Here is a 25,742-nt window from a genome sequence, read left to right as displayed (position 1 = left end):
CTGGGGACAAGCCAGTTGATGAAACTTAGAACCACCAGACAGCTTGGCACTCCAAGAATGACTGAGTTGAGGAGAAGCGTGGGATAGTAGATGTAGTTGTCGCGCTTGGACCCAATGAAGTGGCTGTCTAGAATGGCCCAGAAGTTTCCATAGGATCTATAGTAGGGGATATTTGAGCCTGGGGTCTCGCAAAGTGCCGAAACGGACATAAACAGAAAATTCAAACAGATCCCTGTGGCGAGGGCTGTGACTGTGAAGCCGATGACGCCAAACAACTGGCGTCTCATTCGTCACGATCCTGTTTGTGACCGTCGAACAGCCGCGTGATCCGCGCCGTTTCAGCTTTTTCGGCGTCTTTCTGGGCCTTGGTCCGGCCAAATTTCACCGCGTTCTGGTCTGCGCGGGCCTTTTTGTCGGCCCGCGCTTTTTCTTTTCGATACCGGTTCAGGTTGACCGGCTTTTCCATCAGGCTTTCGGGCCGATCATCTGCTCGGGGCGGACGACAGCATCGAATGTCTCTTCATCCACGAAGCCAAGGGCGATCGCCTCTTCCTTCAGGGTGGTGCCGTTCTTGTGCGCGGTCTTGGCCACGGTGGTCGCGTTGTCATAGCCGATGGTGGGGGCCAGAGCTGTCACCAGCATCAGGCTTTCCTTCATCAGCTTGTCGATGCGCGGCTCGTTGGCTTTGATGCCGTTCAGCATACGCTCGGTGAAGCTGTCAGTGGCGTCTCCCAGCAGTTGGATCGACTGCAGCAGGTTGTAGCTCATCATCGGGTTATAGACGTTGAGTTCAAAGTGACCCTGCGAACCGGCGAATTTCATCGCAGCGTCGTTGCCCATGACGTGCGCGGCAACCTGAGTCAGGGCCTCGGCTTGGGTCGGGTTCACCTTACCCGGCATGATCGATGAGCCCGGCTCGTTTTCGGGCAGGATCAGCTCGCCCAGACCCGAGCGCGGACCCGAGCCCAGGAAGCGGATGTCGTTGGCGATTTTGTAGCAGCTGCCAGCCACCGTGGCCAAAGCGCCCGACATGAAGACCATGGCGTCATGGGCTGACAGAGCTTCGAACTTGTTCGGGGCGGTGACGAAGGGCAGGTCGGTGATGCGCGCCATGTTGGCGGCGACTTCTTCGCCCCAGCCTTGCTTGGTGTTCAGGCCAGTACCAACAGCGGTGCCGCCTTGAGCCAGCTCGTAGATGCCGGGCAGGGCGGCTTTCACGCGGGCAATGCCCTGACGGATCATGTGGGCATAGCCCGAGAATTCCTGACCCAGCGTCAGAGGGGTCGCGTCCTGCGTGTGGGTGCGGCCGATCTTGATGATGTCTTTGAATTCTTCTTCCTTGGCCTCAAGACCTTTCAGAAGCTTTTCCAGACCGGGCAGCAGCACGTCACGGACCGTCATGGCGGTGGCGATGTGCATGGCGGTCGGGAAGGTGTCGTTCGACGACTGACCCATGTTGCAGTGATCGTTCGGGTGTACCGGGTCTTTCGAGCCGATGACGCCGCCCATGATCTCAATCGCGCGGTTGGCGATGACTTCGTTGGCGTTCATATTCGACTGGGTGCCCGAGCCGGTCTGCCAGACCACCAGCGGGAAGTTGTCGTCAAACTTGCCAGCAACCACTTCGCTTGCCGCCTGAATGACCGCATCCGCGATGTCGGCGTTCATGGCGCCCGATGCTTTGTTGGCTTCAGCACAGGCCTGCTTGATCACGCCAAGGGCGCGGACGATGGCCACGGGCTGTTTTTCCCAACCGATGGGGAAGTTCATGATCGAACGCTGCGTCTGAGCGCCCCAATACTTGTCGGAAGGAACCTCGAGCGGGCCAAAGCTGTCGGATTCGGTGCGGGTCTGGGTCATGTCTTTGCGCCTTTGTCAAAAATACCGCGTTCTTCATAGCGGAATGGGCGCAAAGTTCAATCCTGTATACCGTGGGATACCGCTAACGATTGCGGTATCCTCTGTGCAGACTGGCATTAGTGCGTCTGACGGCGGAATTCGTAGACACGGGCCGGGGGCAGGTTGCCCCACACCACACCGCGATGGCGGGCGTAAATCCCGAGCTCGATTTGCATCTCTTCCGAGACAGGGCTGTTCGGCGCATAGGTGATCTGGGTGAAGAACCCGCGCGGAGACATCACGTCGAAGGCACGCCCCAAAACCTCGCGCTGGATAGTTGGGCGGGCCAGAACCGGCACGCCCGAGATCACGGCGCCGATGTCTGTCAGCCCAAGATCGCGGATGTCCTGCGCGGGACGGTTCAGGACGGTAACACCCGGAAAGTCGCGGGTCAGCGCCTTGCAGAACTCGGGGTTGGTTTCCAGAAGGGTCAGGCGCTCAGGCGCCACCCCGCGTTTCAGAATGGCGCGGGTGAAGCTGCCAGTGCCGGGGCCGATTTCCACCACGGGACCGGTGGTGTCTTCCAGCCCCTCGGTCATCTTGCGTGCCACAGCGGCCGAGGACGGCGCGATCGCCACCACCTGCGTCGGGCGCCGCAGCATTTGCCCTAGAAAAAGAGAGATATTCGAAGCCATCACAGTCCCCACAACTGACGTTTTTCGCAGTCTGGCGGGGGAATGTAACGGCTGTATGGCGATGATCCGCGACGGCGGAGTTATTTGCGGAAACTGTCCAGGCTGACAATTTCTGCGTCGTGCTGCTCTTCTTCCACATCCTCGGCAAAGGCCGCTTCGGTATCGTCATGTTCGGGGTCCGCCACGGGCTGCTCTTCTTCGGCCAGAAGATCTTCGTCTCCGGCCAGATGCAGATCCGGGTGATGTTCTTCCTGAAGTTCAAACCGCAGGCCGAACTCGACCGAGGGGTCCACGAAGGTGCGGATGGCATCAAAGGGCACATAAAGGCGCTCGGGCACGTCGCCGAAATTCAGCGTCACGGCGAATCCATCCGGGCGCACGTCCAGATCTTCGAACCAGTGTTGTAGGACGATGGTCATGTCGTCGGGGAAGCGATCCACCATCCAGTCCGCGATCTCGACATCCTCGTGATGCGTGTCGAAATTGATGAAGAAATGGTGCTCTCCGGGCAGACCGTCACGCGCGACATCATCCAGAACTTTGCGGATCAGACTGCGCATGGCGTCATGCATCAGGTTTCCATAGTCGATCTGGTCGGACATGCGGGTGATCCTCCTGCGCTTTGGGTCAGAATAGGGGCAGGGCGCGGGGAAGGGAAGATGGGAAGTGATCAGGCGACCAGATTGTAGCCAAGCCCGGCCAGCGCCATGCAGATCAGGGTGACGGGCAGGGACAGACGGGTGAGCAACAGAGCCGATAGGGCGCAGAGGCCGACGGCTGTCAGGTCAACCGAGCTTACGTCCGGGCGCGCGCCAGGAAATCCGTCCCAGATTGGTAGGGTGCGGGTAAAGAACACGGCCATCGCAAACCACAGCATCAGATTGGCGATGACGCCGACAATGGCGGCGGTGATCGCGCGCAGGGCGGCGTCCAGCCGGGGTTGGCTGGTCAGCCATTCCACATGGGGGGCTGCGGTAAAGATCCACAGGAAGCAGGGCACAAAGGTGGTCCAGAGCGTCATCAGACCAGCCGCGAAACCCAGCCCCACGCCCGCCAGATTGTAGCCCGCCATGAAGCCTACGAACTGCGTGACGAGGATCAAGGGGCCGGGGGTGGTCTCGGCCAATCCCAGCCCGTCCACCATCTGGCCTGCGCTGATCCAGCCCTCGGCCTCGACCGCGGCCTGCGCCATGTAGGCCAGCACCGCATAGGCGCCGCCAAAGCTGACCACGGAGAGTTTTGAGAAGAAGAGCCCGACATCCACAAGGAAGTCGGCGCCTAAGAGGAGCGCGAGAATGATCGGTGCGACCCAGAGCGTGCCCCAGAGGGCGATAGTGCCGAGGGTTGCGCGGGTCTGTGGGGTCGGAGCTGGCGTGACAGCGCTTTGAGAGACGGGGCGCAACGCACCAAAAGCAGCGGCTGCAACGATCACCAGAGGGAACGGAAGTCCAAACAGATAGAGCGCCACAAAAGCCATCAGCGCGATGCCCCAATGCAGCGGGCGTTTCAGGGTTTTACGTCCCAACCGCCACAGGGCTTGCAGAACCACGACGATGACAGTGGCCTTGATCCCAAGAAACAACGCCTCGACCGCCGGGATGTTGCCCCAATTTGCATAGGCCAGAACCAGGGCGAACATGACCGCAGCTCCGGGAAGGACAAACAACAGCCCCGCGATCAGCCCGCCCAACGTGCCGCGCAGCCGCCAGCCCGCATAGGTGCACAGCTGCATCGCCTCAGGGCCGGGTAAGAGCATGCAAAAGGACAGCGCACGTAGGAACTGATCCTCACTCAGCCACGGGCGGTCCTCGACCAATTCCTTGTGCATGACGGCAATCTGCGCCGCTGGCCCGCCAAAGGACATCAGGCCAATGCGGGTGAAGACACGGGTAAGTTCGGACAGCGACGGGCTCATGCGCGGATAGGGGCGCGAAGCGCATCCGATTGCAAGCGAAAATGATGGGGGAAAGTGCAGGCTTCTGTTGCCAGGTGCCTGCGAACCCCGCCCTAAGCGGCTAGGCCTAGGGGCTTAAGTTTCGGCGACCCGAACTGCTTACGCAGCCAGAGCCATTGCCGGAGCTTTGTTGTCGTTTGCAACTAGCTTAAGTGAACCGATAACGGTGGTATCTCACCGAAACAAAGCTAACCCCTTTAGACGTCCGTCGATCCTATTTCGCCCCCACGATATCAAGGTGGTCCCCAAACGAAGGATGCCCCTGAGTGCATTATGGTGGAGGCGCCGGGTACCGCCCCCGGGTCCGATCCGCTTATTACGAGCGCGTTTATGTCCATAGTCCCCGAGGGGACAAATTGTATATAGGGCGGGGGACTGACAGTTGCAAATGGTTGCTGCGGCAATTCTGGTGCGAAATACGATAGTTGGTCTAGGAAGACTGTTCTGTATCCATGCGATCAGTGAAGGACTTCTGCGCATTTCGGTTCGGGTAGTCCTGCGGTGGGATCACAACCTCTAGATGGTGGCAGAGTGGACCCCAACCGTCACCAAGATTGTAAATCAGCAAACGATCTTTCGGCACCGTGTCTTGTACCTCTTGAATGTGGGCCTCGTAGACCGAGATGGCATGTTCCTGTGTCACGGGTCGCCCGCCAAACACGATGTCACCAACGAGTTTCTGTGTGAAAAACATGTCAGGGTCGTCTCGGGCGTTGGCGAACTTAAGAATCGTCTTTTCCATGCTGCGCCACCAATCCTCAGCGGGGCGCTGCGTCAGGATCACCTTGGCATCCGGGTAGTAGTCGATCAGCTCGCGCCAGTAATGCGCTGAGGGCCAGTCAACGCAGGCGTGATATCCCTTGAATAAATGGTCCCAATCGGGTGTCCCGCCTTCGACCAACGCGCGCCATATCTCTGACTGATGAGGGCTGTCATGCACTTCGAACATGTGGTGCGTCGGGCCAAATCCAAGAATATCTAGGGCTTCGCGCATGGAATCCGTGCCCGTGCGGCCAAAGCCTGTTCCAATGACTTTCAAAGACATGATCCCTCGCAATGCATATTGTGTAATGCCGCCAGCATATCACAAATGCGCGCAAAATTCTGTCAGGTGGGTCAGCGGCGGGCCGCGAAGGCGCTTTTGGCAAGCTTTAAGGTTTCGGTTTCAAGGTCTATCAGACGTGCGTTGGCCGCCGCGGCGTCCTTCGCTTCCAGCGCATCTGCGATCTGACTGTGTAGCGCGATGATCCGGTCCCGATCCCTCTGCGTATAGGTGATCATGTTCATCAGCGGCTGCATCGCCTCGACCGCGCCTGCCAGTTGATAAGACAGCACCGGATTTCCCGCGCCGTCCACCAGTGCGCGGTGGAAGGCCACGTCTGAGGCGCAGAAGGCCTCGTCTGTTAGGCCCGGTTGGCTCTGGCGGTGGATTTCCGCCCGCATGGTGGCCAGTTGATCCGGCGTACGGCGCTGGGCGGACAGCGGCGCGCAGGAGCGTTCCAGTGCGTATCGGGCTTCGCACGCCGTTTCGAAATCCACGCGGTTCATGGATAGAAGCAGGGTCGAGGTCGTGATCTGCTGGTCATAGGCCTCTTCAAAGGACATGCGGTTGACGAATGCCCCGCCTGCAGCTCCGCGTTGAGTGCGGATCAGGTTTTGCGCGGCCAGACGTTTCAGCGCCTCGCGTACGGTGGAGCGGCCCACGTCGAATTTCTCGCACAGTTCCGCCTCGGAGGGCAGGCGTTGATCTACGATCAGGCTGCCCTCGATAATGGCATCGCGAATGGCTTCTGCGATTTGGGTCGAGAGGTCTTCGTTTTCGTTCAGGTCCGTTTTCACGCCGCGTCACTTTCTAATTGTCAGACATTTGCTTGCCAGATCGGCAATTGTCAGACATTATAAATCCCGACTCGCAAGATGGGGGAACCATGTCCGTTTCGTCAAGGATAAGAACGATGGGCGCGCCACATTGGCTGGCGCTGTTCGGGCTCATTCTTGTGGGCTGGGTGCTTCTTTATGCGATGGCGCTGCCATCAGACGCGCTAGAGCTATCGCGCATCTATGGCGCCGAGTTCTGGCGGTCGCTTTGCGTGGTCGAGCCTGACAAGGCTGGCTTCTGGGGGCTTTTCGCCATGTGGGCCGTGATGTCTGCCGCGATGATGGCTCCTACGGCTCTGCCGACCTTCGCCACCTATGACGACATGATCGCCTCGGGCGCAGGATCGCGCCAAGGCTTTGCCGAGCTGGTCGCGGGTTATCTGGCCATCTGGCTGGGATTCGCGGCCATCGCCGCTGCCGGGCAGCTTGTGCTCTTTCGCGCTGGGCTTCTGTCGCCACTGGGCCAGAGCGTCTCGCCGTGGCTGACGGGTGGATTGCTGATCGGGGCGGGGGCGTATCAGTTCTCGTCTCTGAAGGACAGCTGCCTCAGCCAATGCCGCCAGCCTATGACCTTTTTCATGCAATACTGGCGCGAGACCCGTTGGAACGCGGTCGCGCTGGGCCTGCGTCTGGGCGCGATTTGCCTTGGCTGCTGCTGGGCGCTGATGCTTTTGGGCTTCGTGGGTGGGGTGATGAACCTTGCCTTCATGGGGCTCGCCACTCTCATCATGATTTTTGAAAAACTGCCCGATCTGGGCCGCTATCTGACCCGCCCCTTGGGCTGGGCGCTGATCGCGGGCGGGATCGTGGCGCTTGTCCAGGGAGGATAACATGGACGGATCGCAAATTGGCACGGTCGAATGGACCATCAAAGGGGAGCTGATCCTCAACTGCAACTGCACAGTGTTCTGCCCCTGCGTGGTCAGCCTTGGCGACCACCCGCCGACCGAAGGCTACTGCATGGGCTGGGCGGGCATCCGCATCGACAGCGGCCAGTATGGTGACGTGGATCTGGCGGGCCTGAACGTTGGCCTTCTGCTGGAAATCCCGGGCCGCATGGCGCGCGGCAACTGGAAAGCGGCGGCCTATATCGACGAACGTGCCTCGGACGAGGCGTTCGAAGCGCTCTGCCACATCTTCACTGGCGCGGCCAAAGGCACCACCGGTCTGTTCAAGATGCTGGTCAGCGAATTCCTGGGCGCCGAGCGTGCACCCGTGTCGTTCGAAACCGAAGGCAACACCCGCCGTCTGATCGTTGGCAAGGCCATTCGCGGCTCGGTCACCCCGGTTCCGGGGAAGGGCGGTGCGGATCAGGTGATCACCAACACCAACTACTGGATGGGTCCGGATATCACCGTTGCCAAAGCCGACGAGGCCCGCGTGCGCGCCTTTGGCCGCGTCTGGGACTTTGATGGCAAATCCGCCGAGATCTGCCAAATCGATTGGAAAGGCCCCGGTCGCTAAGGCGGCCGGAGGACCCCACGGGAGCGCGACCCATGGCCATGATCTCTCCGTCCCGCCGACTGCGGCGCACCCCTTTTTCCGATGGCGTCGAAGCCGCCGGGGTCAAGGGATACACGGTGTATAACCACATGTTGCTGCCGACCGTTTTTCGGTCGGTGGAGGAAGACTATCGCCACCTGAAGGATGCCGTTCAGGTCTGGGACGTCGCTTGTGAACGTCAGGTCGAAGTGCGTGGCCCCGATGCCGCCCGCCTGATCCAGATGCTCACCCCGCGCGACCTGTCGAAGATGCAGGATGGGCAGTGTTTTTATGTCCCCATGGTCGACGAAACCGGCGGGATGCTGAACGATCCGGTGGCGGTGAAGCTGGACGAGGACCGGTTCTGGATCTCGATTGCCGACAGTGATCTGATCATGTGGGTGAAGGGGCTGGCTTATGGCTTCCGGTTGGATGTGCTGGTGGATGAACCGGATGTCTCGCCCTTGGCCATTCAGGGGCCGAAAGCGGATGATCTGGCGGCGGCGGTCTTTGGCGATGCCGTGCGCGATATCCGCTTCTTCCGCTACAAACGGCTGGAGTTTCAGGGGCGTAGCCTTGTGGTTGCCCGGTCGGGCTATTCTAAACAAGGCGGGTTCGAGATCTACGTCGAGGGATCCGACATTGGGATGCCCCTGTGGAACGCGCTGATGGAAGCGGGGAAAAGCATGGACGTCCATGCGGGTTGCCCCAATGGCATCGAACGCGTCGAGGGTGGGCTGCTGTCCTATGGCAACGACATGACCCGCGAAAACACCCCGCATGAGGCCGGGTTGGGGCGGTTCTGTTCGACCCAAAGCGCCCTTGGTTGTGTCGGGCGCGATGCGCTGTTGCGTGTGGCGAAGGAAGGCCCCGTACAGCAAGTGCGGGCGATTGAGATCCTGGGCGGTGTGCCGCCCTGCGATCGGGCGTGGCCCCTTATGGATGGGGATCGACAGGTGGGGCAGGTGACCTCGGCTGCGAACTCGCCCGATTTCAATACTGGTGTCGCGATTGGCATGGTGCGGATGACCCATTGGGACTCGGGCACCGAGCTTGACGTGATGACGCCTGACGGACCGCGCGCGGCGACCGTCTATGACACATTCTGGATTTGAGGAGACGACAATGTTCAAGGCATTGATGATGGAGCAAAACGACGAAGGCCTTGCCGCCGCGTCGATCAAGGAAATCGACACGGATGCGCTGCCCGAGGGCAATGTGACCGTCGCTGTGGAATACTCGACCGTGAACTACAAGGATGGGCTGTGCTTGTCGGCCAAAGGCGGCGGGCTGGTGCGCAACTATCCTCACGTGCCGGGGATCGACTATGCAGGCACCGTAGAGGCGTCGGATGATGACCGTTACAAACCCGGCGATAAGGTCGTGCTGACCGGCTGGCGCGTGGGCGAGGTGTCGTGGGGCGGGTATGCCCAGAAGGCACGTATTTCAGCCGACAAGCTGGTGCCGCTGCCCGAAGGTCTGACCACCCGTCAGGCGATGGCTGTCGGAACTGCTGGCTTCACCTCGATGCTGGCGGTGATGGCGCTGGAAGATCATGGATTGAAGCCGGGGCAGGGTCCCGTGCTGGTGACCGGTGCTGCGGGCGGTGTTGGATCGGTTGCGACCGCCATTCTGGCCAATCTGGGCTACGAGGTCGCTGCCGTGACCGGCCGCGCGGATCAGGCCGACTACCTGAAGTCGCTGGGCGCCACCACCATCGTCGCACGTGAAGAGCTGAACGAAACCACAAAACGCCCGCTGGAAGCCGAGACATGGGCTGGCTGCGTAGACGCCGTGGGCGGCGACATGCTGGCGCGCGTATTGGGCCAGATGAAATACGGGGCGTCCGTGTCGGCGGTTGGTCTGGCGGGCGGCGCACATCTGCCTGCAACCGTCATTCCCTTCCTGCTGCGCGGCGTGAACCTCTTGGGCATCGACTCGGTCATGCAGCCTTACGACAACCGCGTGCGCGCATGGCAGCGCATTGCCACGGATCTGCCGATGGACAAGCTTGAGGCGATGATCACCCCTGCGACACTGGAGGACCTTCCCGGACTGGGGGCTGACATCCTAAAAGGGGGTGTCAAAGGTCGTGTCGTGGTGGATGTGAATGCCTGAACAAGATGAGGGGCGCGTGATCGCGTCCCTCGCCAACAAAACATTGGAAGAGATTGACGGGCAGCGTTGGCCGACGCCGTGCTGCGCGTCGTATCTGGTGGCGACAACCACGTCGCTGCGCAAGAAACCTCTTGGACAATTCACTACCGAAGACCTGCGCATCATGATTTCGCAAGATATCGGTGCGGACGTTTTGAAACCCTTCGCGCTGAACGTGCTACGGCAGGATCCCTTGGCCGAGGGGGATTATTATCCCGGAGACCTGCTGGAAGCCGCCGCGAAACGCTGGCCGCTGGATGCAGAGCTTCAGGAAATGGCCAAGAATCACGACAAAGGCGCATCCGGCACATGATCTGTCGCGAATAGAAAAGGTGCCAAACCCGCCAGACTGTGCGTGTTTTTGCGGTCCTGCAGAAGGCGACAAAAAGGTCGTTTTCGGCCCGTTTTCAGTCCCAATACCCCAATTTCCTCACTGTGATCACGCCCAAGTTCCGCGCACTTCACAGTCCTAAAAGGAGGAGATATCCATGGGGACAGAGACTGAAACCGACTATGAGGTCGGTCAGGACAACGTCCAGATTTTCGGGTTGGATGTACATAATCCCGTCTTTCTGGTGTCCGGCCTGACCATTCTGGCATTTGTCTTTTTTTCATTGGTTTTTAAAGAGCAAGCCGGTGATTTCTTCGGCTGGCTGCGCCCTGCGCTGACCAGTAGCTTTGACTGGGTGTTCATGCTGGCATGTAACATCTTCGTTCTGTTTTCGCTGTTCTTGATCGTGACGCCCTATGGGTCGATCCGTCTGGGTGGTGATGACGCGCGCCCTGACTATTCCTACATGGGATGGTTCGCGATGCTGTTTGCCGCTGGTATGGGCATCGGTCTGGTGTTCTGGGGCGTGGCCGAGCCGATCTCGCACTTCGGAAGCTCGATGGGCGGTTCGGCTGTCGAGAACGGCCTACGCACCGACTGGGCACCGCTGGGTGCTGCCGCGGGCGATGCGGTTGCGTCGCGCGATCTGGCAATGGCTGCCACGATCTTCCACTGGGGGCTGCACCCCTGGGCGGTCTATGCCGTTGTTGCGCTGGCACTGGCCTTCTTCAGCTTCAACCGTGGCCTGCCGCTGACCATGCGCTCGGTGTTCTATCCGCTGTTTGGTGAAGCAACCTGGGGCATTCTGGGCCACATCATCGACGTGCTTGCCGTGTTCGCGACCATCTTTGGTCTGGCAACCTCGCTGGGTCTGGGCGCAAGCCAGGCGCTGGGTGGTCTGAACTATTTGTTCGGCGTGCCAATTAGCGATGGTATGAAAGTGCTTCTGATCGTTCTGATCACCGGCTTTGCGCTGATTTCGGTTGTGGCGGGGCTGGACAAAGGCGTGAAACGCCTGTCGGAAGCCAATATGGTTTTGGCCGCCATCCTGTTGATACTTGTGATCATCGTTGGCCCGACCCTTGCCATCTTGACCGGCTTCTTCGACAACATGTGGGCCTATATGGTGAACCTGCCGGCACTGTCGGGTGTGGTTGGCCGTGAAGACACCAACTTCATGCAAGGCTGGACTGCCTTCTACTGGGCGTGGTGGATCAGTTGGTCACCCTTCGTCGGTATGTTCATTGCACGCATCTCGCGTGGTCGGACCATCCGCGAGTTTGTGACCTGCGTTCTGATCATCCCGACCATTGTTGGTGCACTGTGGATGACCGTTTTCGGCGGTGCTGCACTGGACCAAGTGATGGGTGATGGTGGTCAGGCTCTGAAAGACGCCGCTCTGGAAGTGAAAATGTTCACCATGTTCGAAGCCTTCCCGCTGACAGGTGTTCTGAGCTTCATTGGCATCATTCTGGTCATCGTGTTCTTCGTGACCTCGTCGGACTCGGGGTCGCTAGTGATCGATGCGATCACGGCGGGTGGTAAGACCGATGCGCCGACCGCACAGCGTGTGTTCTGGTGCATCTTGGAAGGTGCCATCGCAATTGCACTGTTGCTAGGTGGTGGTCTTGGTGCGCTGCAGGCCGCAGCGATCGCCACGGGCTTCCCGTTTGCGATTGTGCTGGTCTTGATGTGCGTTTCGATCTTCCTGGGGCTGCGGGCTGAACGCCGCCGCTAAGGCGACCACAGATAAGGCTTTGGAAGAGGCCCCTCGGGGCCTCTTTTTTCTTGACCCACAGCGTGGCGCGTCCTAGCGATTGGGTGTTCCGTCACCGCACGGATCTGCCCCGGTCGCCATAGATCTGCGGGCTGGCTGGAAGACCTGCCTGACCTTGAAACTCAGGGGGCAGGACAATCCCCCCCGACACACCAAAAAAGGAGCCTGCGATGGCTGAGCTTGATGTAAACTGGGTACGTGCGCAATTCCCCGCGTTTTCTGAACCCTCATTGCAGGGCCAAGCGTTTTTCGAGAACGCGGGTGGGTCGTACACCTGCAAACCTGTGATCGACCGCCTGACCCGCTACTACACGCAGCGCAAAGTGCAGCCCTATGCGCCCTATGATGCCTCGCGACTGGCCGGGGAAGAAATGGACGAGGCGCGCGCGCGCTTGGCGGCCATGATGGGCGTCGACACGGACGAGCTGTCCTTCGGGCCGTCCACCACTCAGAATACTTACGTTCTGGCACAAGCGTTCCGGCAGCACCTGTCGCCGGGTGATGCAATTGTCGTCACCAATCAGGATCACGAAGCGAACTCTGGCCCGTGGCGCCGTCTCGCCGACGAAGGGTTTGACGTCCGCGAATGGCAGATTGACCCCGAGACCGGACATCTGGACCCCGCCGCACTGGAGGACCTTCTGGGCGACGGTAAGGTAAAACTGGTCTGCTTCCCCCATTGCTCGAACGTGGTGGGCGAGATCAACGATGTGAAAGCGATCTGCGCCACCGCCCGCGCGGCGGGGGCTTATAGTTGCGTGGATGGCGTCAGCTACGCCCCGCATGGCTTTGTGAATGTCGATGATCTGGGTGCAGATATCTATCTGTTTTCAGCCTATAAGACCTATGGCCCACATCAGGGCATCATGGTGATCCGCCGCGCCCTTGGGGAAACGCTGCCCAATCAGGCGCATTATTTCAACGCGGATAGCCTTTATAAACGCTTCACCCCCGCAGGGCCGGACCATGCGCAAGTGGCGGCGTCCGCCGGGATGGCGGATTACATGGAGGCCTTGGCAACGCATCACGGTGCATCAGGGGACGCAACGCAACTGGCCGCTGCCGCCCACGCCCTGATGCGTGATCACGAGGTGAAGCTGCTGCTGCCGCTTCTGGACTACGCCACCGCCAAGAATTCGGTCCGTCTGCTGGGGCCGTCGGTGGCGGCCAATCGGGCACCGACTGTGTCGCTGGCCTCGGGTATTCCGGGCGAGGATCTGGCGGCGGCCTTGGTACCGAAGGGCATCATGGCGGGCGGCGGTGATTTTTATGCTGTGCGCGCGCTTCAGGCGCAGGGGGTAGACCCCGCACACGGTGTTTTGCGCGTCAGCTTCACCCATTACACGACCGAAGAAGAGGTCGCGAAACTGATCGACGCACTGGATCAGGTGCTCTGAGGTTTCTTGCGCTGTCCCGGTCGCGTAGGCCGGGGCAGCGCCCCTAAATACTGCATTTGCAAAGCCGTTTTCCGCAGTTGCACAGCAGCCACCTTGTCAGCTTACCCATGCCCGACATAGCCTTTTAGCAGTATTTCGAGGCTTCAGGGGTGTGACATGATCCTGACAGAGACCAAAGATCAAAGCGATCTGCCGCGCTATTTCGCGCAAGTGTTTGCGATCGCCAAACGCATGAACAAAGGCCGTTTGGACTTCGTGATGCCCGACGGACGCCGGTTTCGGGCAGAGGCGGCACAGCCCGGTTACGTGGCCGAGCTTCACGTTCATGATCCAGACGTTTTCGCCCGCCTGATCCGCGAAGGGGATCTGGGCTTTTGTGACGCCTATATCGAAGGTGGCTGGTCGACGCCGGATCTACAGGCCTTTCTGGATCTGGTGCAGGACGACAATGACATGGTCTATGACGGGTTTCCCGGCCAGATATTCCTGCGCGCCTATGAACGTCTGCGCCACCTGATGCGCGCCAACACCAAGAAACAGGCGAAGAAGAACATCTCGGCCCATTACGATCTGGGCAATGACTTCTATCAAGCGTGGCTGGATGACACGATGACCTACTCCTCGGCGCTGTTTGAAACGGGGCAGGAAAGCCTCGAACGCGCGCAAGAGGCGAAATACGCGTCCATGATCGACGAAATGGGCGTGGGGCCGGGGGATCACGTGCTGGAAATCGGCTGTGGCTGGGGCGGCTTTGCCGAGCACGCCGCACGCAAGGGGATCCGCGTGACCGGCCTGACCATCAGCCAAGAGCAGCATGATTATGCAGTCGAACGTCTGCAGCGCGCGGGCCTGTCCGACATGGTCGAGATCAAGATGCAGGACTACCGCGACGAGACGGGCCAATATGACGGCATCGCCTCGATCGAGATGTTCGAGGCGGTCGGCGAGAAATACTGGCCAGTTTACTTTGAGACGGTGAAATCCTGCCTGAAGCCCGGCGCGAAGGCCACGCTTCAGATCATCACCATTGCCGAGCGCAGGTTTGATGCCTATCGAAAAGGTGTTGATTTCATACAGAAATACATCTTCCCGGGCGGCATGTTGCCGTCAAAAACCGTGCTGCAGGACGAAGTTGCACGCGCCGGTCTGGACACGCAAAACCGGATCGAGTTCGGTGAAAGCTACTCGGTCACATTGCGCCGCTGGTTTGACCGTTTCAACGACAGTTGGGGCAAAATTGCGCCGATGGGATTTGATGACAAATTTCGCCGGATGTGGAATTTCTATTTGACCTCATGCGCGGCAGCGTTCCATTCCGGAAGCTGCGATGTGGTGCAGTTGACCGTGTCGCGGAGGTCCGGGTAATTCTGTTTTACTGTCGTGCTTTACGCCATAATATGGCCATAAGCAGATCTTAACGATTTGGTAAGAACGACCACGCGCCTTGAATACGGAAGACCTATGCCCACAGCCGCAAAACTGATCTCTGCAATTATTTTGGCTGCTGTCGGTTGGCTGTGTGGAGAGTTGGTCAAACCCCTGATGCCCGAGGGCAGGGACCTGTCCTATTTGTCGCCGACCTGTGCCTTTGCCGGGTTGTTCGTCGGCTGGTTCTATCTGGGTCCGCGCGCAGATCGGGGGCTTGGAACCGCCGGGGCGAATGCCGGGACGACGCTGTTCGTACAGGTGTTTGTCACCCTGTTTACCTTCTCGTTCTCCCAGATGATCAGTAACTCTTTGCGCAAGCGATATGAGGGGCCGATCGAGGCGCTGCAGGATATCTTCATCATCGGCTTTGATTTTGCGGTAGAATTTACGACTGCGGAAATTGCGGCGGTCGCGATCCTCGGCGCGTTTATTGCGTCATCTTCTGCCTTTTACGCGGCTCGAAAATGGGGATAGTGCATCTGTGTGCGCCGTACCGCATGCAGACGTGAAAGGGATCCTGTGAATTCGTTGTTCTTTTATGGCACCCTGTGCCATCGCCCGCTTCTGGATTTGGTTTTGGGGGGCGAAAGCACCTGTCGCATCAGCCCCGCGGTGTTGTCCGGTCATGTCGCAAATTGGGTTAAAAATCAGCCCTTTCCGATGATCTCTGAAGGTGATGCCTCAGCTCTGTTGCGCGGGCTTTTGGTTCAGGATCTGTCGGATCAGGATGTCGCGCGGCTCAACTTCTATGAGGGTGGATTTGACTATGCTCTGGAAGATGTCACGGTGCGGGTCGAGCCCGATGGCGAAGAAGTCCAGACGCAAGTCTATTTCCCGACCCCCGGCTTGTGGACGCCCGGAGCCGTCTGGAATCTGAGCGACTGGGAAGCCAAGTACGGCGCGATGACCGTTGAGGCCGCGAAAGAAGTGATGGAGGGCTTTGGGCATGTCTCGCCAGACGAAATCGCGCGACGCTTTCCCATGATCCGAACGCGCGCCTCCAGCCGGGTGCGCGCGCGGTCTGAACCGGCGCCGACGATGTTGCGTGCAGACTACGGGGTGCAAGACATTACCGTAACGCGCCGTAGTCGTCCCTATGCCAATTACTTCACGCTGGAAGAGCAAGAGCTGTCCTTCCGGAAATATACCGGTGAGATGAGTGAGGTTGTCGACCGTGCTGCCTTCGTCGGTGGGGATGCGGTGATCGTGCTGCCCTATGACCCTGTGCGCGATCGCGTGTTGGTGATTGAACAGTTCCGCATGGGGCCGCTGATCCGGGGCGATGTGCACCCGTGGCTGCTTGAACCCATTGCGGGCCGGATCGATGGGGGCGAAGCGCCAGAAGACAGCGTGCGCCGCGAAGCTATGGAGGAAGCCGGGCTTACGCTTGATCGCCTGATCCCGCTGACGCCGCATTATCCCAGCCCCGGTGCGAATACCGAGTTCTTTTACCCCTTCATTGCCCTGTGTGATCTTCCCGATGATGCAGGCGGCATTGGCGGCGTCGAGAGCGAGGCCGAAGACATTCGCAGCCACGTCATTCCCTTTGATCGCCTGATGGAACTGATCACCTCGGGCGAGGCAAATGTTGGCCCGTTGATCCTTGCGGCCTTCTGGTTGGCGGCCAATCGGCAGAATTTGCGCACGCATTCGTGATGCTCGGCCCTTGAACCGCCTATTGTCAGGTCATACAGATGGTAGAAACGACGCGCGATAAAGGGCTGGAAAATGGACATCAAACGCGATCTCGAAGCAACCGTGGGCAACACGCCTCTGATCCGGCTGAAGGCAGCCTCTGAGGCGACCGGCTGTGAAATTCTGGGCAAGGCCGAGTTCATGAACCCGGGCCAGTCCGTCAAGGACCGCGCGGCGCTGTTCATCATCCGTGATGCCGTGGCGCGTGGTGCGCTGAAGCCGGGTGGCACGATCGTCGAAGGCACGGCGGGCAACACCGGGATCGGCCTTGCGCTCGTGGGCGCTTCGATGGGCTTCAAGACGGTGATCGTGATCCCGGAAACCCAGTCCGAAGAAAAGAAAGACATGATCCGTTTGGCCGGGGCCGAACTGGTTCAAGTGCCAGCCGTTCCCTACAAGAACCCCAACAACTACGTGCATTACTCGCGCCGTCTGGCCGAGAAGCTGAACGAAAGCGAACCGGCGGGTGCGATCTGGGCCAACCAGTTTGACAACGTGGCCAACCGTCAGGCGCATATTGAAGGCACAGGGCCCGAGATCTGGGCACAGACCGATGGCAAAGTGGATGGCTTCACCTGCGCGGTTGGATCGGGCGGCACGCTGGCCGGCGTCGGTATGGCATTGCAGCCCAAAGGCGTGAAGGTCGCGCTCAGCGACCCGATGGGGTCGGGCCTGTATTCGCTGTATGAAACCGGCACCGCGGCGCCCGAAGGTGGCTCGATCACCGAAGGGATCGGGCAGGGGCGGATCACCGCGAACCTTGAGGGCTTCACGCCGGACATGCGGTTCCAAATCCCTGACGACGAAGCGCTGCCGGTTATCTTCGACCTGCTGCAGGACGAAGGCCTGTGCCTTGGTGGCTCGTCGGGCATCAACGTGGCCGGCGCCATGCGCATGGCGCGCGAAATGGGGCCGGGCCACACGATTGTGACCGTCCTGTGCGACTACGGCACGCGCTATCAGTCGAAGCTGTTCAACCCGGACTTCCTGCGTGAAAAGGGCCTTCCGATCCCCACTTGGCTGGATCGCGAACCCGCCTTCATGCCGGAGGTGTTCGAGGATCACTGATGACCTCTGATCTGCGCCGTTCGACGCTGCCCATCCGGGTCCTTTGGCTGATGCGGGTGTGGCTGTGCGCCGCGCTGCTGCTTTTTCCCCTAGGGGCCAGCGCGCAAGACGCAGAGACCAGCACGGATGCGCCCAGCTATGTCCTGACTGAAAGCGGCGCGCCAGATTATCTGGCGTGGTCGCGCGTGGCAGAACGGGGCGAACGCGTACTCGAGATCGGGCGCGCCTCGGATCAGGCGCTAAGCGAGTTACGCAGTGAAATCGACCAGTGGCGCGGGCTGTTCAAGTCCGCGCAGGACGAGAATTCGATCCGTATCGACACGCTGAAGACACAGCTGGCGACACTTGGCCCCGAGCCGACGGATCCCGGCAGCGAGGTGGCGGTGCTGACACAGCGCCGGGCCGAGTTGACCGAAGCGCTGAGCAAGGCACAGGCCCCGGTAAAAGAGGCCGAAGAAGCATTTGCGCTCGCCGATGTTCTGATCCGCGAGATCGACAGTGTGTTGCGGGCGCGCCAGACGGATCAGCTTTTGGAACTTGGCCCGACGCCTTTAAACCCGGCTGCGTGGCCGTCGGCCTTGGCATCGTTGAAGCAGACCTTTTCGACCGCGCTGACCGAGATGCGCAATGCGTGGGGCAGCGAGGCACAACGGCGCGATTTGCACGCCGACCTACCGCTGACATTGGTCCTGCTGGCTTTGGGGTTGGTGTTGCTGTCTCGCTCGCGTCGCTGGCTGATACAGCTGGGAAGCCGTCTACGGCAAGTGCGCAAAGGTCCGTCGCGCGGGGTGGTTGGCTTTGTGATTTCGTTGGGGCAGGTCATCGCACCGATGCTGGGTCTGGCAGCCTTTCTGATAGCGCTGAACCTTGCGGGTGTACTTGGCTTGCGCGGGCAGGTGATCGCGGATGCGCTGCCATCGGCGGGTTTGCTGTTCTTTGTCGCGCTGTGGATCGGCACCCGTATTTTTGGAGCAGAACCGGCCCACGCGTCGCTTTACCTCCCGACCCCTGCCTTGCGGGCCGAAGCACGGATTGATGTTACGCTGTTGGGGTTGTTACTGGGTGGGGTGTCCGTGCTGCGTGATATTGGCGCGGCCGAAAGCTATTCAAGCAGCACCAATGCGGTTCTGTCGTTCCCCCTGCTTGTGGGGGCCGGTGTCTTGCTGGTGCGTCTGGGGCGCCTGTTGCGCCGCCATCTTGGTTCGCAAGCTGCAAACGGACAGAGCGCGCTTAGAACGCGGACAATCTCAGTTATTGGGCGGGTCTGCGAACTTGTCGGCTTTGTGGCCCCAGTTGCAGCGGCTGTCGGTTATTTCACATTGGCCGAGGCGCTGCTGATCCCGACCATCCTGACACTGGGCGTTCTGGCGGTTCTTGAAATCCTGAATGCCTTTGTCAAAGCGGTTTATGCCACGGTTCTGCGCGCCGATGGCGAGACAACGGAGCAGGCACTGCTGCCAGTGATCATCAGCTTCTGCTTGCTGTTGGGTGCAATCCCTCTGCTTGCGTTGATCTGGGGGGCACGGTCAACCGATCTGCTCGAACTATGGACCCGCTTCCTGAACGGGTTCCAGATGGGCGATGCCCGGATTACACCGCGCGCGTTTATGATTTTCGCGGCGATTTTCCTTGTCGGTTATGGGGCAACACGTGCGCTTCAGTCAGCCCTGCGCGGTACCATTCTACCCAAGACCAAACTGGACAAGGGCGGGCAGAACGCGATTGCTGTGGGCACAGGCTATGTTGGGATTTTCCTGGCGGCCGTGATTGCGATTACCGGGGCAGGGATCGACCTTAGCTCGATTGCGATCATTGCCGGTGCCCTGTCTGTCGGCATCGGCTTTGGCCTGCAAACCATCGTGTCGAACTTCGTATCGGGCATTATCCTTCTGATCGAACGCCCCATTTCCGAAGGGGATTGGATCGAGGTGAACGGCCAGATGGGCTATGTGCGCGATATCTCGGTGCGTGCGACGCGGATCGAGACGTTCGACCGGTCAGACGTGATCCTGCCCAACTCGGACCTCGTGTCGGGGGTGGTGACGAACTATACGCGCGGAAATTCGATCGGGCGGGTGATCGTGCCAGTGGGCGTGGCGTATGGTGTCGATACCAGACGGGTCGAAGCCATCCTGCGCGAGATCGCCGAGGCGCATCCGATGGTGACAGTCAATCCAGCCCCGTCCGTGGTGTTTCAAGGGTTCGGAGCAAGCAGTCTGGACTTCGAAATCCGCGCCATCCTGTCTGATGTAAACTTCATGCTGTCGGTGAAAAGCGAGATCAACCACGAGATCGCGCGCCGCTTCGTCGAAGAAGGGATCGAGATCCCGTTTGCACAGCGTGATATCTGGCTGCGCAATCCCGAGGCGCTGACCGGGGCAGCATCGGCGCCTGTTGCGGCGGCGGCAGCGCCCGAACAAAAATTGGACCGCGATGCCATGACGGTCGAGGATCTGGACGGGGAAGGAGAGGGCGATGAGTAAGCCGCTGTTTCAAGACGACGCGTATTTGACCGAGGCGCCGGGCCGCGTTCTGGCCCATACGGATCAACGTGGCGTGGTTCTGGATCAAAGCCTGTTCTATGCGACCGGCGGTGGGCAACCGGGGGACCGGGGGCAACTGACATGGGACGGCGGACGGATGGAGGTCGCCACGACGGTGAAGGGCGAGGGCGGTGCGATCGTTCTGGTGCCTGCGGAGGGGGAGGTGCTGCCACCCATTGGTGCTGACGTCGTCCAGAACCTCGATTGGGACCTGCGTCTGCGCCATATGCGGATGCACACGGCGCTGCACCTGTTGTCGGTCGTGATTCCACTGCCCGTGACGGGTGGGCAGATCGGGGCTGAGAAATCCCGCCTCGATTTCGCGATGGAGCATCCGCTTGAGGACAAGCAGGCTGTCGAGGACGCGCTGAACGACCTGATCGCCCGCGATCTTGAGGTCACGATGCGTTGGATTTCTGATGCCGAACTTGAGGCCAACCCCGGTCTGGTCAAGACAATGTCCGTACAGCCCCCGAAAGGGGCGGGGCAGGTGCGGTTGGTACGGATTGGCACTGAGGGTGAACAGATTGATCTACAGCCCTGCGGCGGCACGCATGTTGCGCGCACGGCCGAAATCGGTCGTGTCCGTCTTGGCAAAGTCGAGAAAAAGGGCCGCGTGAACCGCCGGGTTGCCTTGCATCTTGAAAACTAGCGCTGCCGCGCGGGATTGGCCCTGACGGGCCGCCCCGCTTGGCGGTGGCCGCAGCAAGCTGCGGCAGATTTCAAGCCTCCGGCAGGGATATTTATGGCAAGAAAATACGGTGAGCGTTGCTTCGTTTGGTTGTGCGTAGATATTCGCGCCGCCTGCCGTGAAAAGTGATAATGACTGCTTGAACCCCGCAGCACTTCCGAATAACAACGTCGGCGGAGCGGTGGCCGAGTGGTCGAAGGCGCACGCCTGGAAAGTGTGTAGGCGGGGAACCGTCTCGAGGGTTCGAATCCCTTCCGCTCCGCCACTTGCACATCGCAAACCCTAGACGAGGCCCCAGCGTGGGCCTTTTTTCTTTTTGTTTCATAGGGGTTTAGCGAAGCCATCCGACTTTCGGAGACTGGCGTTTCCGCCGAAATCGGTCTCTGAACGCCCCGCGTCTCTTTCCATCCGCCCTTCATCCAAATCGAGACGGATTCAAAAAATGACGCACTTTCAGTGTGTTGGCGAAATCGAACTGCGCCGCAGTTGAGGTAGGTTCGACCGCTATCGAAACGGTCAGAGACACCTGAAGGCGGCGTGGTTCTTCGAAAATGCGCGAATAGCTGCGAGAAGTCGCTGATGACAAACTCACTTTCCTTTCGTAGCTTTGGCGAGTGAGCTCTTAAGGGGGAGATATGGGAAGACGTCGCCAAAGCGGAATCTTTGAAACGCTATTCAAATCAGCCTTTGGTGTCGGCACCACTGTTCACTACAAGACAGACTGGCTCGGCCGAAAGAAAAAGGTAGTCAAGCACCACGATTCCGGGAAGACCAAGACATACACACACGGCGCTGGCTTCTTCGGGAACAAGACGAGGACAAAGACCGTCAAACACGGGAGGGTTATTGAGGAAGGAACCGTCCGCGAGAACCTTTTTTGGAGCGGTGCCACCGAACACGCACGGAAGAGGGACGGTACTGAAGTTAAGCGAAATTATTCACCTGGAATATTTCGCGATCATGTCTCGACTCGGGAAAATGGGATTTGCTTCAAATGCGACGGCGCTGGACAGAAGCAGATCACTTGTAGGACTTGCAGCGGCACGGGAATGTTTACGTTCCCAGACCGCGAATGTTGGACCTGTGGTGGAACCGGCCGCTATGGGGAAAATCAATGTCGAAGATGTTCCGGTAGCGGTATCTATGCGTCCGGAAAGCAAGTCACCTGCAATCGCTGTAGCGGCACTGGGAAGCGTATGGTGACGTGCAACAAATGCGACGGCAGTGGTAAGTTTATCAATAACTCGTATCGTTAGCAGAGTGGGTATTAATGCTTGGTGTGTAAGATATCGGCACGTTACAGTCGTTATTTCTTTTTTGGTCAAATTCTTATGGAGATATCGAGTTCATTTGCCATGAACATACCGTCTGCAATTAGGAACCTCAGCACGCGGCGTGATTTCACGACATCATAGTCGTGATATTCCGCAAAACGATCATTACTTAGTACGAAGGCGTTCTTATCCTTCCCGGCTAGCTTCATCAAATACTCGTCTGCTGCTGTCTTGGTCGGCGCGACGTGTGTGGCGACCTTGGCGCCAAGTAATTTTTCAACGCCTTGGTTGTCTGTCTTCAGCATGGCGCGAATTGACGCATCGAAAACGATAGTGACCTTGAAGCGATCACCCAGCGCCCCAAGCAGCGCGGAAATCCCTCGCAACCCAATAAATGATTGCCCTTCGTAGCAGGCATTGTTTCCATCGATCACGAGATGCGAAATTGTTCGATCAAGTTTTTTCAACTCGTCTCGAATACGGCGCTCGACTTTTGGAATGTTATTTTCAAGCCGTCGAATTTTTCCTCTTCGATCATTGATGACATGCCTAGGGCTGCCAGAGCCAAATTTATCTTCGCATTCCTGGTGAATCATTGCCCGCTCGTAACTATTCTCCGCAGCGGTCAAGTCTCGATCGAAACGATCTGCCTTTGCGATGTCAGAGTTAAAAGTTTCTAACTCAGATTCTAGCCGATCAAGCTCCTGCGAATGGGGCCGGATCTTTTCCTCAATCCTTTTAAGTTCGGCTTTTGCCGCAGCCAAGTCGCTATCAATCTGTCGGGTTTTTGGTTGAATGGCCGCAAGCTGCGTTTCTGCTTCATTGAGGTTGAAGCACTCGTGTTCAGAAATACGCTTTTGCGTCGAGCTTAAGTCTGATCGCGCTTTTGAAAGCGCCTCATTGTCACTCATCAAGTGCTCATTTACTGAGGATATTTCTTTACGAAGCCGACTGGCTTCTAAGCGTAGGCGTTTCTGTTCCGCTGTAAAAAACTTCCAGAACACAAGCGGATTGGTCTGGGCCGCTCGGGTATCCTTAAGGCGGTTCTCAAGGTTTGCCTTGTTAACTTCCTCGTCCGCTATCTTTTGTGAAAGGCCAACTGAGGTGCTTTCGAAACGCTTTATTTTTCCTAGTTCGACTTCCGGTTCGAACGCTTTATGGCTCTCGATAGAATCCCGGAGAGCTCTTTGTGTCTCCTGCATGGCTCGGTGCTGTTCGGTCAGCCTTTTTATGCGAGAGCGTCGACGCTGGAGAGGTTCAAGAGGGCTGATCGCGTTCATTCGCTCGCTCGCAAGTCTAGGAAACGTCAAGCATTATATGTGGATGGGGGGCATTGGCAACACGATGGGCGCTTGTGTCGGCCTGGAATTGTGGGCATCGGTGCAAGTCACCCCAATGGCATATTATCATCGCTCAGCTCTTCTATGGCGATCAAACAAACACTGATTTCGTAATTGTGCCGAAGGATTGGGTTCCTGACCGCACAGAGCGCACCCTTGCTCAAGTTAAGTCCGAGTGGGGGCGAAACCACAGACGCGGAAGAGAATTAAGCACGCTACCTGTCTAGGCGGATAGCTTGGCTTACGCGGGAAAACCTTCTGGCTCGCGCGCTCGCTTTACCTGCAGTACTCTTTTCTTTCGACCTGTTCGGGTGACAAACAATAGTTCTTCGGAACCGTCCTTATTAACCACATACTTCAGCCGGTGGAGTGAGAACACCTGACCATCCACGGTCAAATCCTTGTGGTCATCCGAAAGCGAAACATTGTCCAACTCGGCATCGAGCCGCGCGAGGATCGTTTCGAGGGAGTGCGCTTCCAGAAGTCGCACTTCCCTAATGATCCCCGTCAGAGTTGTGGGTTCAAGCCCGCCCTTTGCACGCTCTTCATTGATCTTACGCATCGTTTTGCGTGTTACATATAATCCAAGCGTGGCCGCGACAGTCGCAGCGGTGCCAGCAATCGCCCATCCAATGGGCGTCAGACCCAAAAAGGTTACCGTGGGGGCAATTCCGAGCGAACTGGCGACGCCGCCCAGGCCGACGGCTGTCAATGCAGATCCCACACCGATAGCAGCACTAGAAGAGAGCGCCGCGAGACCACCAGTTGCACCGAAAATGCCCGCCGCTGATACTAGCCCTAGACTGCCGAGTAGGGAGCTGTTTCCGAGAACGAATGCACCGATCCAAGTGCTCGATAGCGTACCTGCGATATAGCCCGAAGCAGCAGTTGAGGCGATCCAAGCGCCTGATGAATGCAATACTGGAATTGAAATGGCGAGAAAAGGCAGTGGCATGAGCGGGCTCCGACGAAATATTATTCCTTAAACTTGGGCGCTCTCCCGACCTTGTTCAAGAGTTTGTGAGGTTTTCGCGCAAGCGATGCCGCATCACCTGTGAAAAAGGTTGGAGATGGCCTTGGAGCTTTGGTTGAGCTGCTGCAAACGCAGTTGGGCGTAAATGAATCGTTGACCCCGCATTGTCATTGGCTGGCAGGGAACACCCGGCCCACTTGCTTCTCCCATGCCTCTCCTGCCGTAAAACAAAGATCGTAGAGGCTGACCGCTGAAGTCTCGCGCCCGCAGGTCAGCCGCTTCAACACCTCCGGCGCGAGATAGGCCAACCGCAGCTGACGGCTGACATGCCGTTCGGCCAAACCGACGGCTTCGGCCAGCTCCTGGATGGTGCTGAACTCACCGGCTTCCATGCGCCGCCGCCAGCCCCACGCCCGGCCGATGGCCCGCAGAATGTGCGGATCTTGGGCCTGATCCTCACTCGGTAAATAATCGGTGGGCGGCAGGATCTTGGGCCGCCCGTTCTTTTTACGCACCTTCAAGGGAATCAGGATCCGGATCGTGTCGTCGGGCTTGGTCATTCCGCTGCCTCCACCCTGTGCGGCGCAACCATTTCGCGGACGACCCCGGCAATGCCTTCGCGCCGAATGTCCACCTCAAGCCCTGCTGCGGTGACGGTGACGCGCCGGACGAGAAGCTGGATGATCCTTGCCTGCTCGGCCGGGAACAGCTGCGACCAAAGCGCGTTGAAATCATGAAGTGCTGCGATGGCGTCGGCTTCGGATGCACCACCGCCTTCGCGCTTCAGGCTCCCGATCACCTGCGACACCACCTCTGGTGTCTGCAGAATGCGCCGCACCTCGGTCACGACCGCATCCTCCACCATTCCTGCCGCCAGCCGCATCGGGGCGGTCTCTTCGCCGGTCTCACGGTTCCGGATCACATCCATCGACACATAGTAGCGGTAAAGCTTCGCACCTTTCTTCGTGCTGGTAGGCGTCATGGCCGCGCGGGTGTCGCTGAAGATCAAGCCTTTCAGCAGAGCAGGTGTCCGCGACCGGCTGTTGTTGGCACGTTTTCGTGGGCTTTCCTGCAGGATGGCGTGCGCCCGATCCCAGAGGTCGTTATGGATAATGGCGTCGTGCTCGCCGGGATACGCCGTGCCCTTGTGAACAGCCTCTCCACGATAGACGCGGTTTTTGTATAAAGGGCGGCGCAATATTGGACCACGGTAGCGCCGC

At 58.9% G+C, this 25,742-nt stretch carries 23 protein-coding genes, 1 tRNA gene, 1 other RNA gene and 1 pseudogene; 14 read left to right on the top strand and 12 right to left on the bottom strand.

Annotated elements, in window-relative coordinates; genetic code table 11:
• Positions 1-283 precede the first annotated feature (283 nt).
• The 8 genes from EOL43_RS14170 to EOL43_RS14135 all read right to left on the bottom strand — a co-directional run bounded on the left by EOL43_RS14170 (position 284) and on the right by EOL43_RS14135 (position 6,327).
• Complete coding sequence (locus tag EOL43_RS14170) at positions 284-466, bottom strand: DUF4169 family protein (RefSeq protein ID WP_133489570.1); 183 nt, start codon at positions 464-466, stop codon at positions 284-286.
• Complete coding sequence (fumC, locus tag EOL43_RS14165; protein ID WP_133489569.1) at positions 466-1,860, bottom strand: class II fumarate hydratase; 1,395 nt, start codon at positions 1,858-1,860, stop codon at positions 466-468. The genes EOL43_RS14170 and fumC overlap by 1 nt, the downstream gene beginning before the upstream one ends.
• Before the next feature lie 116 nt (positions 1,861-1,976).
• Entirely contained in the window at positions 1,977-2,501 is a 525-nt protein-coding gene (locus tag EOL43_RS14160; RefSeq protein WP_240686566.1) for a class I SAM-dependent methyltransferase, read from the bottom strand.
• Between the two features lie 113 nt (positions 2,502-2,614).
• The gene (locus EOL43_RS14155) at positions 2,615-3,136 is read right to left on the bottom strand and encodes an SspB family protein (protein WP_133489567.1); all 522 of its coding nucleotides are present in this window, start codon (positions 3,134-3,136) and stop codon (positions 2,615-2,617) included.
• 68 nt (positions 3,137-3,204) lie between these two features.
• Entirely contained in the window at positions 3,205-4,449 is a 1,245-nt protein-coding gene (gene chrA / locus EOL43_RS14150) for a chromate efflux transporter (protein ID WP_133489566.1), read from the bottom strand.
• A gap of 53 nt (positions 4,450-4,502) precedes the next feature.
• Positions 4,503-4,880, bottom strand: a transfer-messenger RNA (tmRNA) gene (gene ssrA, locus EOL43_RS14145).
• A 38-nt stretch (positions 4,881-4,918) separates the two neighbouring features.
• Positions 4,919-5,533 carry a sulfotransferase family protein gene (locus tag EOL43_RS14140; protein WP_133489565.1) on the bottom strand — a complete coding sequence of 205 codons (615 nt, stop codon included), beginning with the start codon at positions 5,531-5,533 and terminating at the stop codon, positions 4,919-4,921.
• A 71-nt stretch (positions 5,534-5,604) separates the two neighbouring features.
• Positions 5,605-6,327, bottom strand: coding sequence for a FadR/GntR family transcriptional regulator (locus tag EOL43_RS14135; protein WP_133489564.1), 723 nt, complete (start codon positions 6,325-6,327; stop codon positions 5,605-5,607).
• A gap of 116 nt (positions 6,328-6,443) precedes the next feature.
• On the opposite strand from EOL43_RS14135, the gene EOL43_RS14130 reads away from it, so the two are divergent.
• The 14 genes from EOL43_RS14130 (at position 6,444) to EOL43_RS14065 (ending at position 21,200) form a co-directional block, all read left to right on the top strand.
• Positions 6,444-7,196, top strand: a complete 753-nt coding sequence (locus EOL43_RS14130; protein WP_133489563.1) for a DUF2182 domain-containing protein — start codon at positions 6,444-6,446, stop codon at positions 7,194-7,196.
• Position 7,197: 1 nt separating this feature from the next.
• Positions 7,198-7,830, top strand: a complete 633-nt coding sequence (locus EOL43_RS14125) for a DUF1326 domain-containing protein (protein WP_133489562.1) — start codon at positions 7,198-7,200, stop codon at positions 7,828-7,830.
• Positions 7,831-7,862: 32 nt separating this feature from the next.
• The gene (locus EOL43_RS14120; protein ID WP_133489561.1) at positions 7,863-8,963 is read left to right on the top strand and encodes a dimethylsulfoniopropionate demethylase; all 1,101 of its coding nucleotides are present in this window, start codon (positions 7,863-7,865) and stop codon (positions 8,961-8,963) included.
• Positions 8,964-8,973: 10 nt separating this feature from the next.
• On the top strand, positions 8,974-9,966 hold the full coding sequence (acuI, locus tag EOL43_RS14115; protein ID WP_133489560.1) for an acryloyl-CoA reductase: 993 nt from the start codon (positions 8,974-8,976) through the stop codon (positions 9,964-9,966).
• A complete protein-coding gene (locus EOL43_RS14110) occupies positions 9,959-10,318 on the top strand; it encodes a contact-dependent growth inhibition system immunity protein (protein ID WP_133489559.1) in 360 nt (119 codons plus the stop codon). The genes acuI and EOL43_RS14110 overlap by 8 nt, the downstream gene beginning before the upstream one ends.
• A gap of 175 nt (positions 10,319-10,493) precedes the next feature.
• Complete coding sequence (locus EOL43_RS14105; protein WP_133489558.1) at positions 10,494-12,074, top strand: BCCT family transporter; 1,581 nt, start codon at positions 10,494-10,496, stop codon at positions 12,072-12,074.
• A 209-nt stretch (positions 12,075-12,283) separates the two neighbouring features.
• Complete coding sequence (locus tag EOL43_RS14100) at positions 12,284-13,510, top strand: aminotransferase class V-fold PLP-dependent enzyme (RefSeq protein WP_133489557.1); 1,227 nt, start codon at positions 12,284-12,286, stop codon at positions 13,508-13,510.
• Positions 13,511-13,666: 156 nt separating this feature from the next.
• Positions 13,667-14,875: an SAM-dependent methyltransferase gene (locus EOL43_RS14095; protein ID WP_133489556.1), complete on the top strand. Its 1,209-nt coding sequence runs from the start codon at positions 13,667-13,669 to the stop codon at positions 14,873-14,875.
• Between the two features lie 96 nt (positions 14,876-14,971).
• Complete coding sequence (locus EOL43_RS14090) at positions 14,972-15,412, top strand: TrgA family protein (protein WP_133489555.1); 441 nt, start codon at positions 14,972-14,974, stop codon at positions 15,410-15,412.
• A 9-nt stretch (positions 15,413-15,421) separates the two neighbouring features.
• Positions 15,422-16,594, top strand: coding sequence for a gamma-glutamylcyclotransferase (locus EOL43_RS14085; protein WP_338068781.1), 1,173 nt, complete (start codon positions 15,422-15,424; stop codon positions 16,592-16,594).
• Between the two features lie 72 nt (positions 16,595-16,666).
• A complete protein-coding gene (locus EOL43_RS14080) occupies positions 16,667-17,701 on the top strand; it encodes a cysteine synthase A (protein ID WP_133489553.1) in 1,035 nt (344 codons plus the stop codon).
• Positions 17,701-20,184, top strand: a complete 2,484-nt coding sequence (locus EOL43_RS14075) for a DUF3772 domain-containing protein (RefSeq protein ID WP_133489552.1) — start codon at positions 17,701-17,703, stop codon at positions 20,182-20,184. Before EOL43_RS14080 ends, EOL43_RS14075 begins: the two co-directional genes overlap by 1 nt.
• Entirely contained in the window at positions 20,177-20,896 is a 720-nt protein-coding gene (locus EOL43_RS14070) for an alanyl-tRNA editing protein (protein ID WP_133489551.1), read from the top strand. Before EOL43_RS14075 ends, EOL43_RS14070 begins: the two co-directional genes overlap by 8 nt.
• Positions 20,897-21,110: 214 nt before the next feature.
• Positions 21,111-21,200, top strand: a tRNA-Ser gene (locus EOL43_RS14065).
• A gap of 1,056 nt (positions 21,201-22,256) precedes the next feature.
• Here the strand turns inward: EOL43_RS14065 and EOL43_RS14060 are convergent.
• From EOL43_RS14060 to EOL43_RS14045, 4 genes and pseudogenes are all read right to left on the bottom strand, one after another.
• A complete protein-coding gene (locus tag EOL43_RS14060) occupies positions 22,257-23,489 on the bottom strand; it encodes an NYN domain-containing protein (protein WP_133489550.1) in 1,233 nt (410 codons plus the stop codon).
• A 301-nt stretch (positions 23,490-23,790) separates the two neighbouring features.
• On the bottom strand, positions 23,791-24,504 hold the full coding sequence (locus tag EOL43_RS14055) for a hypothetical protein (RefSeq protein WP_133489549.1): 714 nt from the start codon (positions 24,502-24,504) through the stop codon (positions 23,791-23,793).
• A gap of 185 nt (positions 24,505-24,689) precedes the next feature.
• Complete coding sequence (locus EOL43_RS14050) at positions 24,690-25,082, bottom strand: hypothetical protein (protein ID WP_133489548.1); 393 nt, start codon at positions 25,080-25,082, stop codon at positions 24,690-24,692.
• Positions 25,079-25,742, bottom strand: a pseudogene (locus EOL43_RS14045) (recombinase family protein); the annotation flags it as partial. The gene EOL43_RS14050 and the pseudogene EOL43_RS14045, both read right to left, overlap by 4 nt.

This window comes from Aliiroseovarius marinus, from assembly GCF_004360145.1.
Classification (GTDB): Bacteria; Pseudomonadota; Alphaproteobacteria; order Rhodobacterales; family Rhodobacteraceae; genus Aliiroseovarius; species Aliiroseovarius marinus.
The sequence above is the reverse complement of the archived record's forward strand: the minus strand, read 5'-3'. Positions and strand labels throughout refer to the sequence as shown.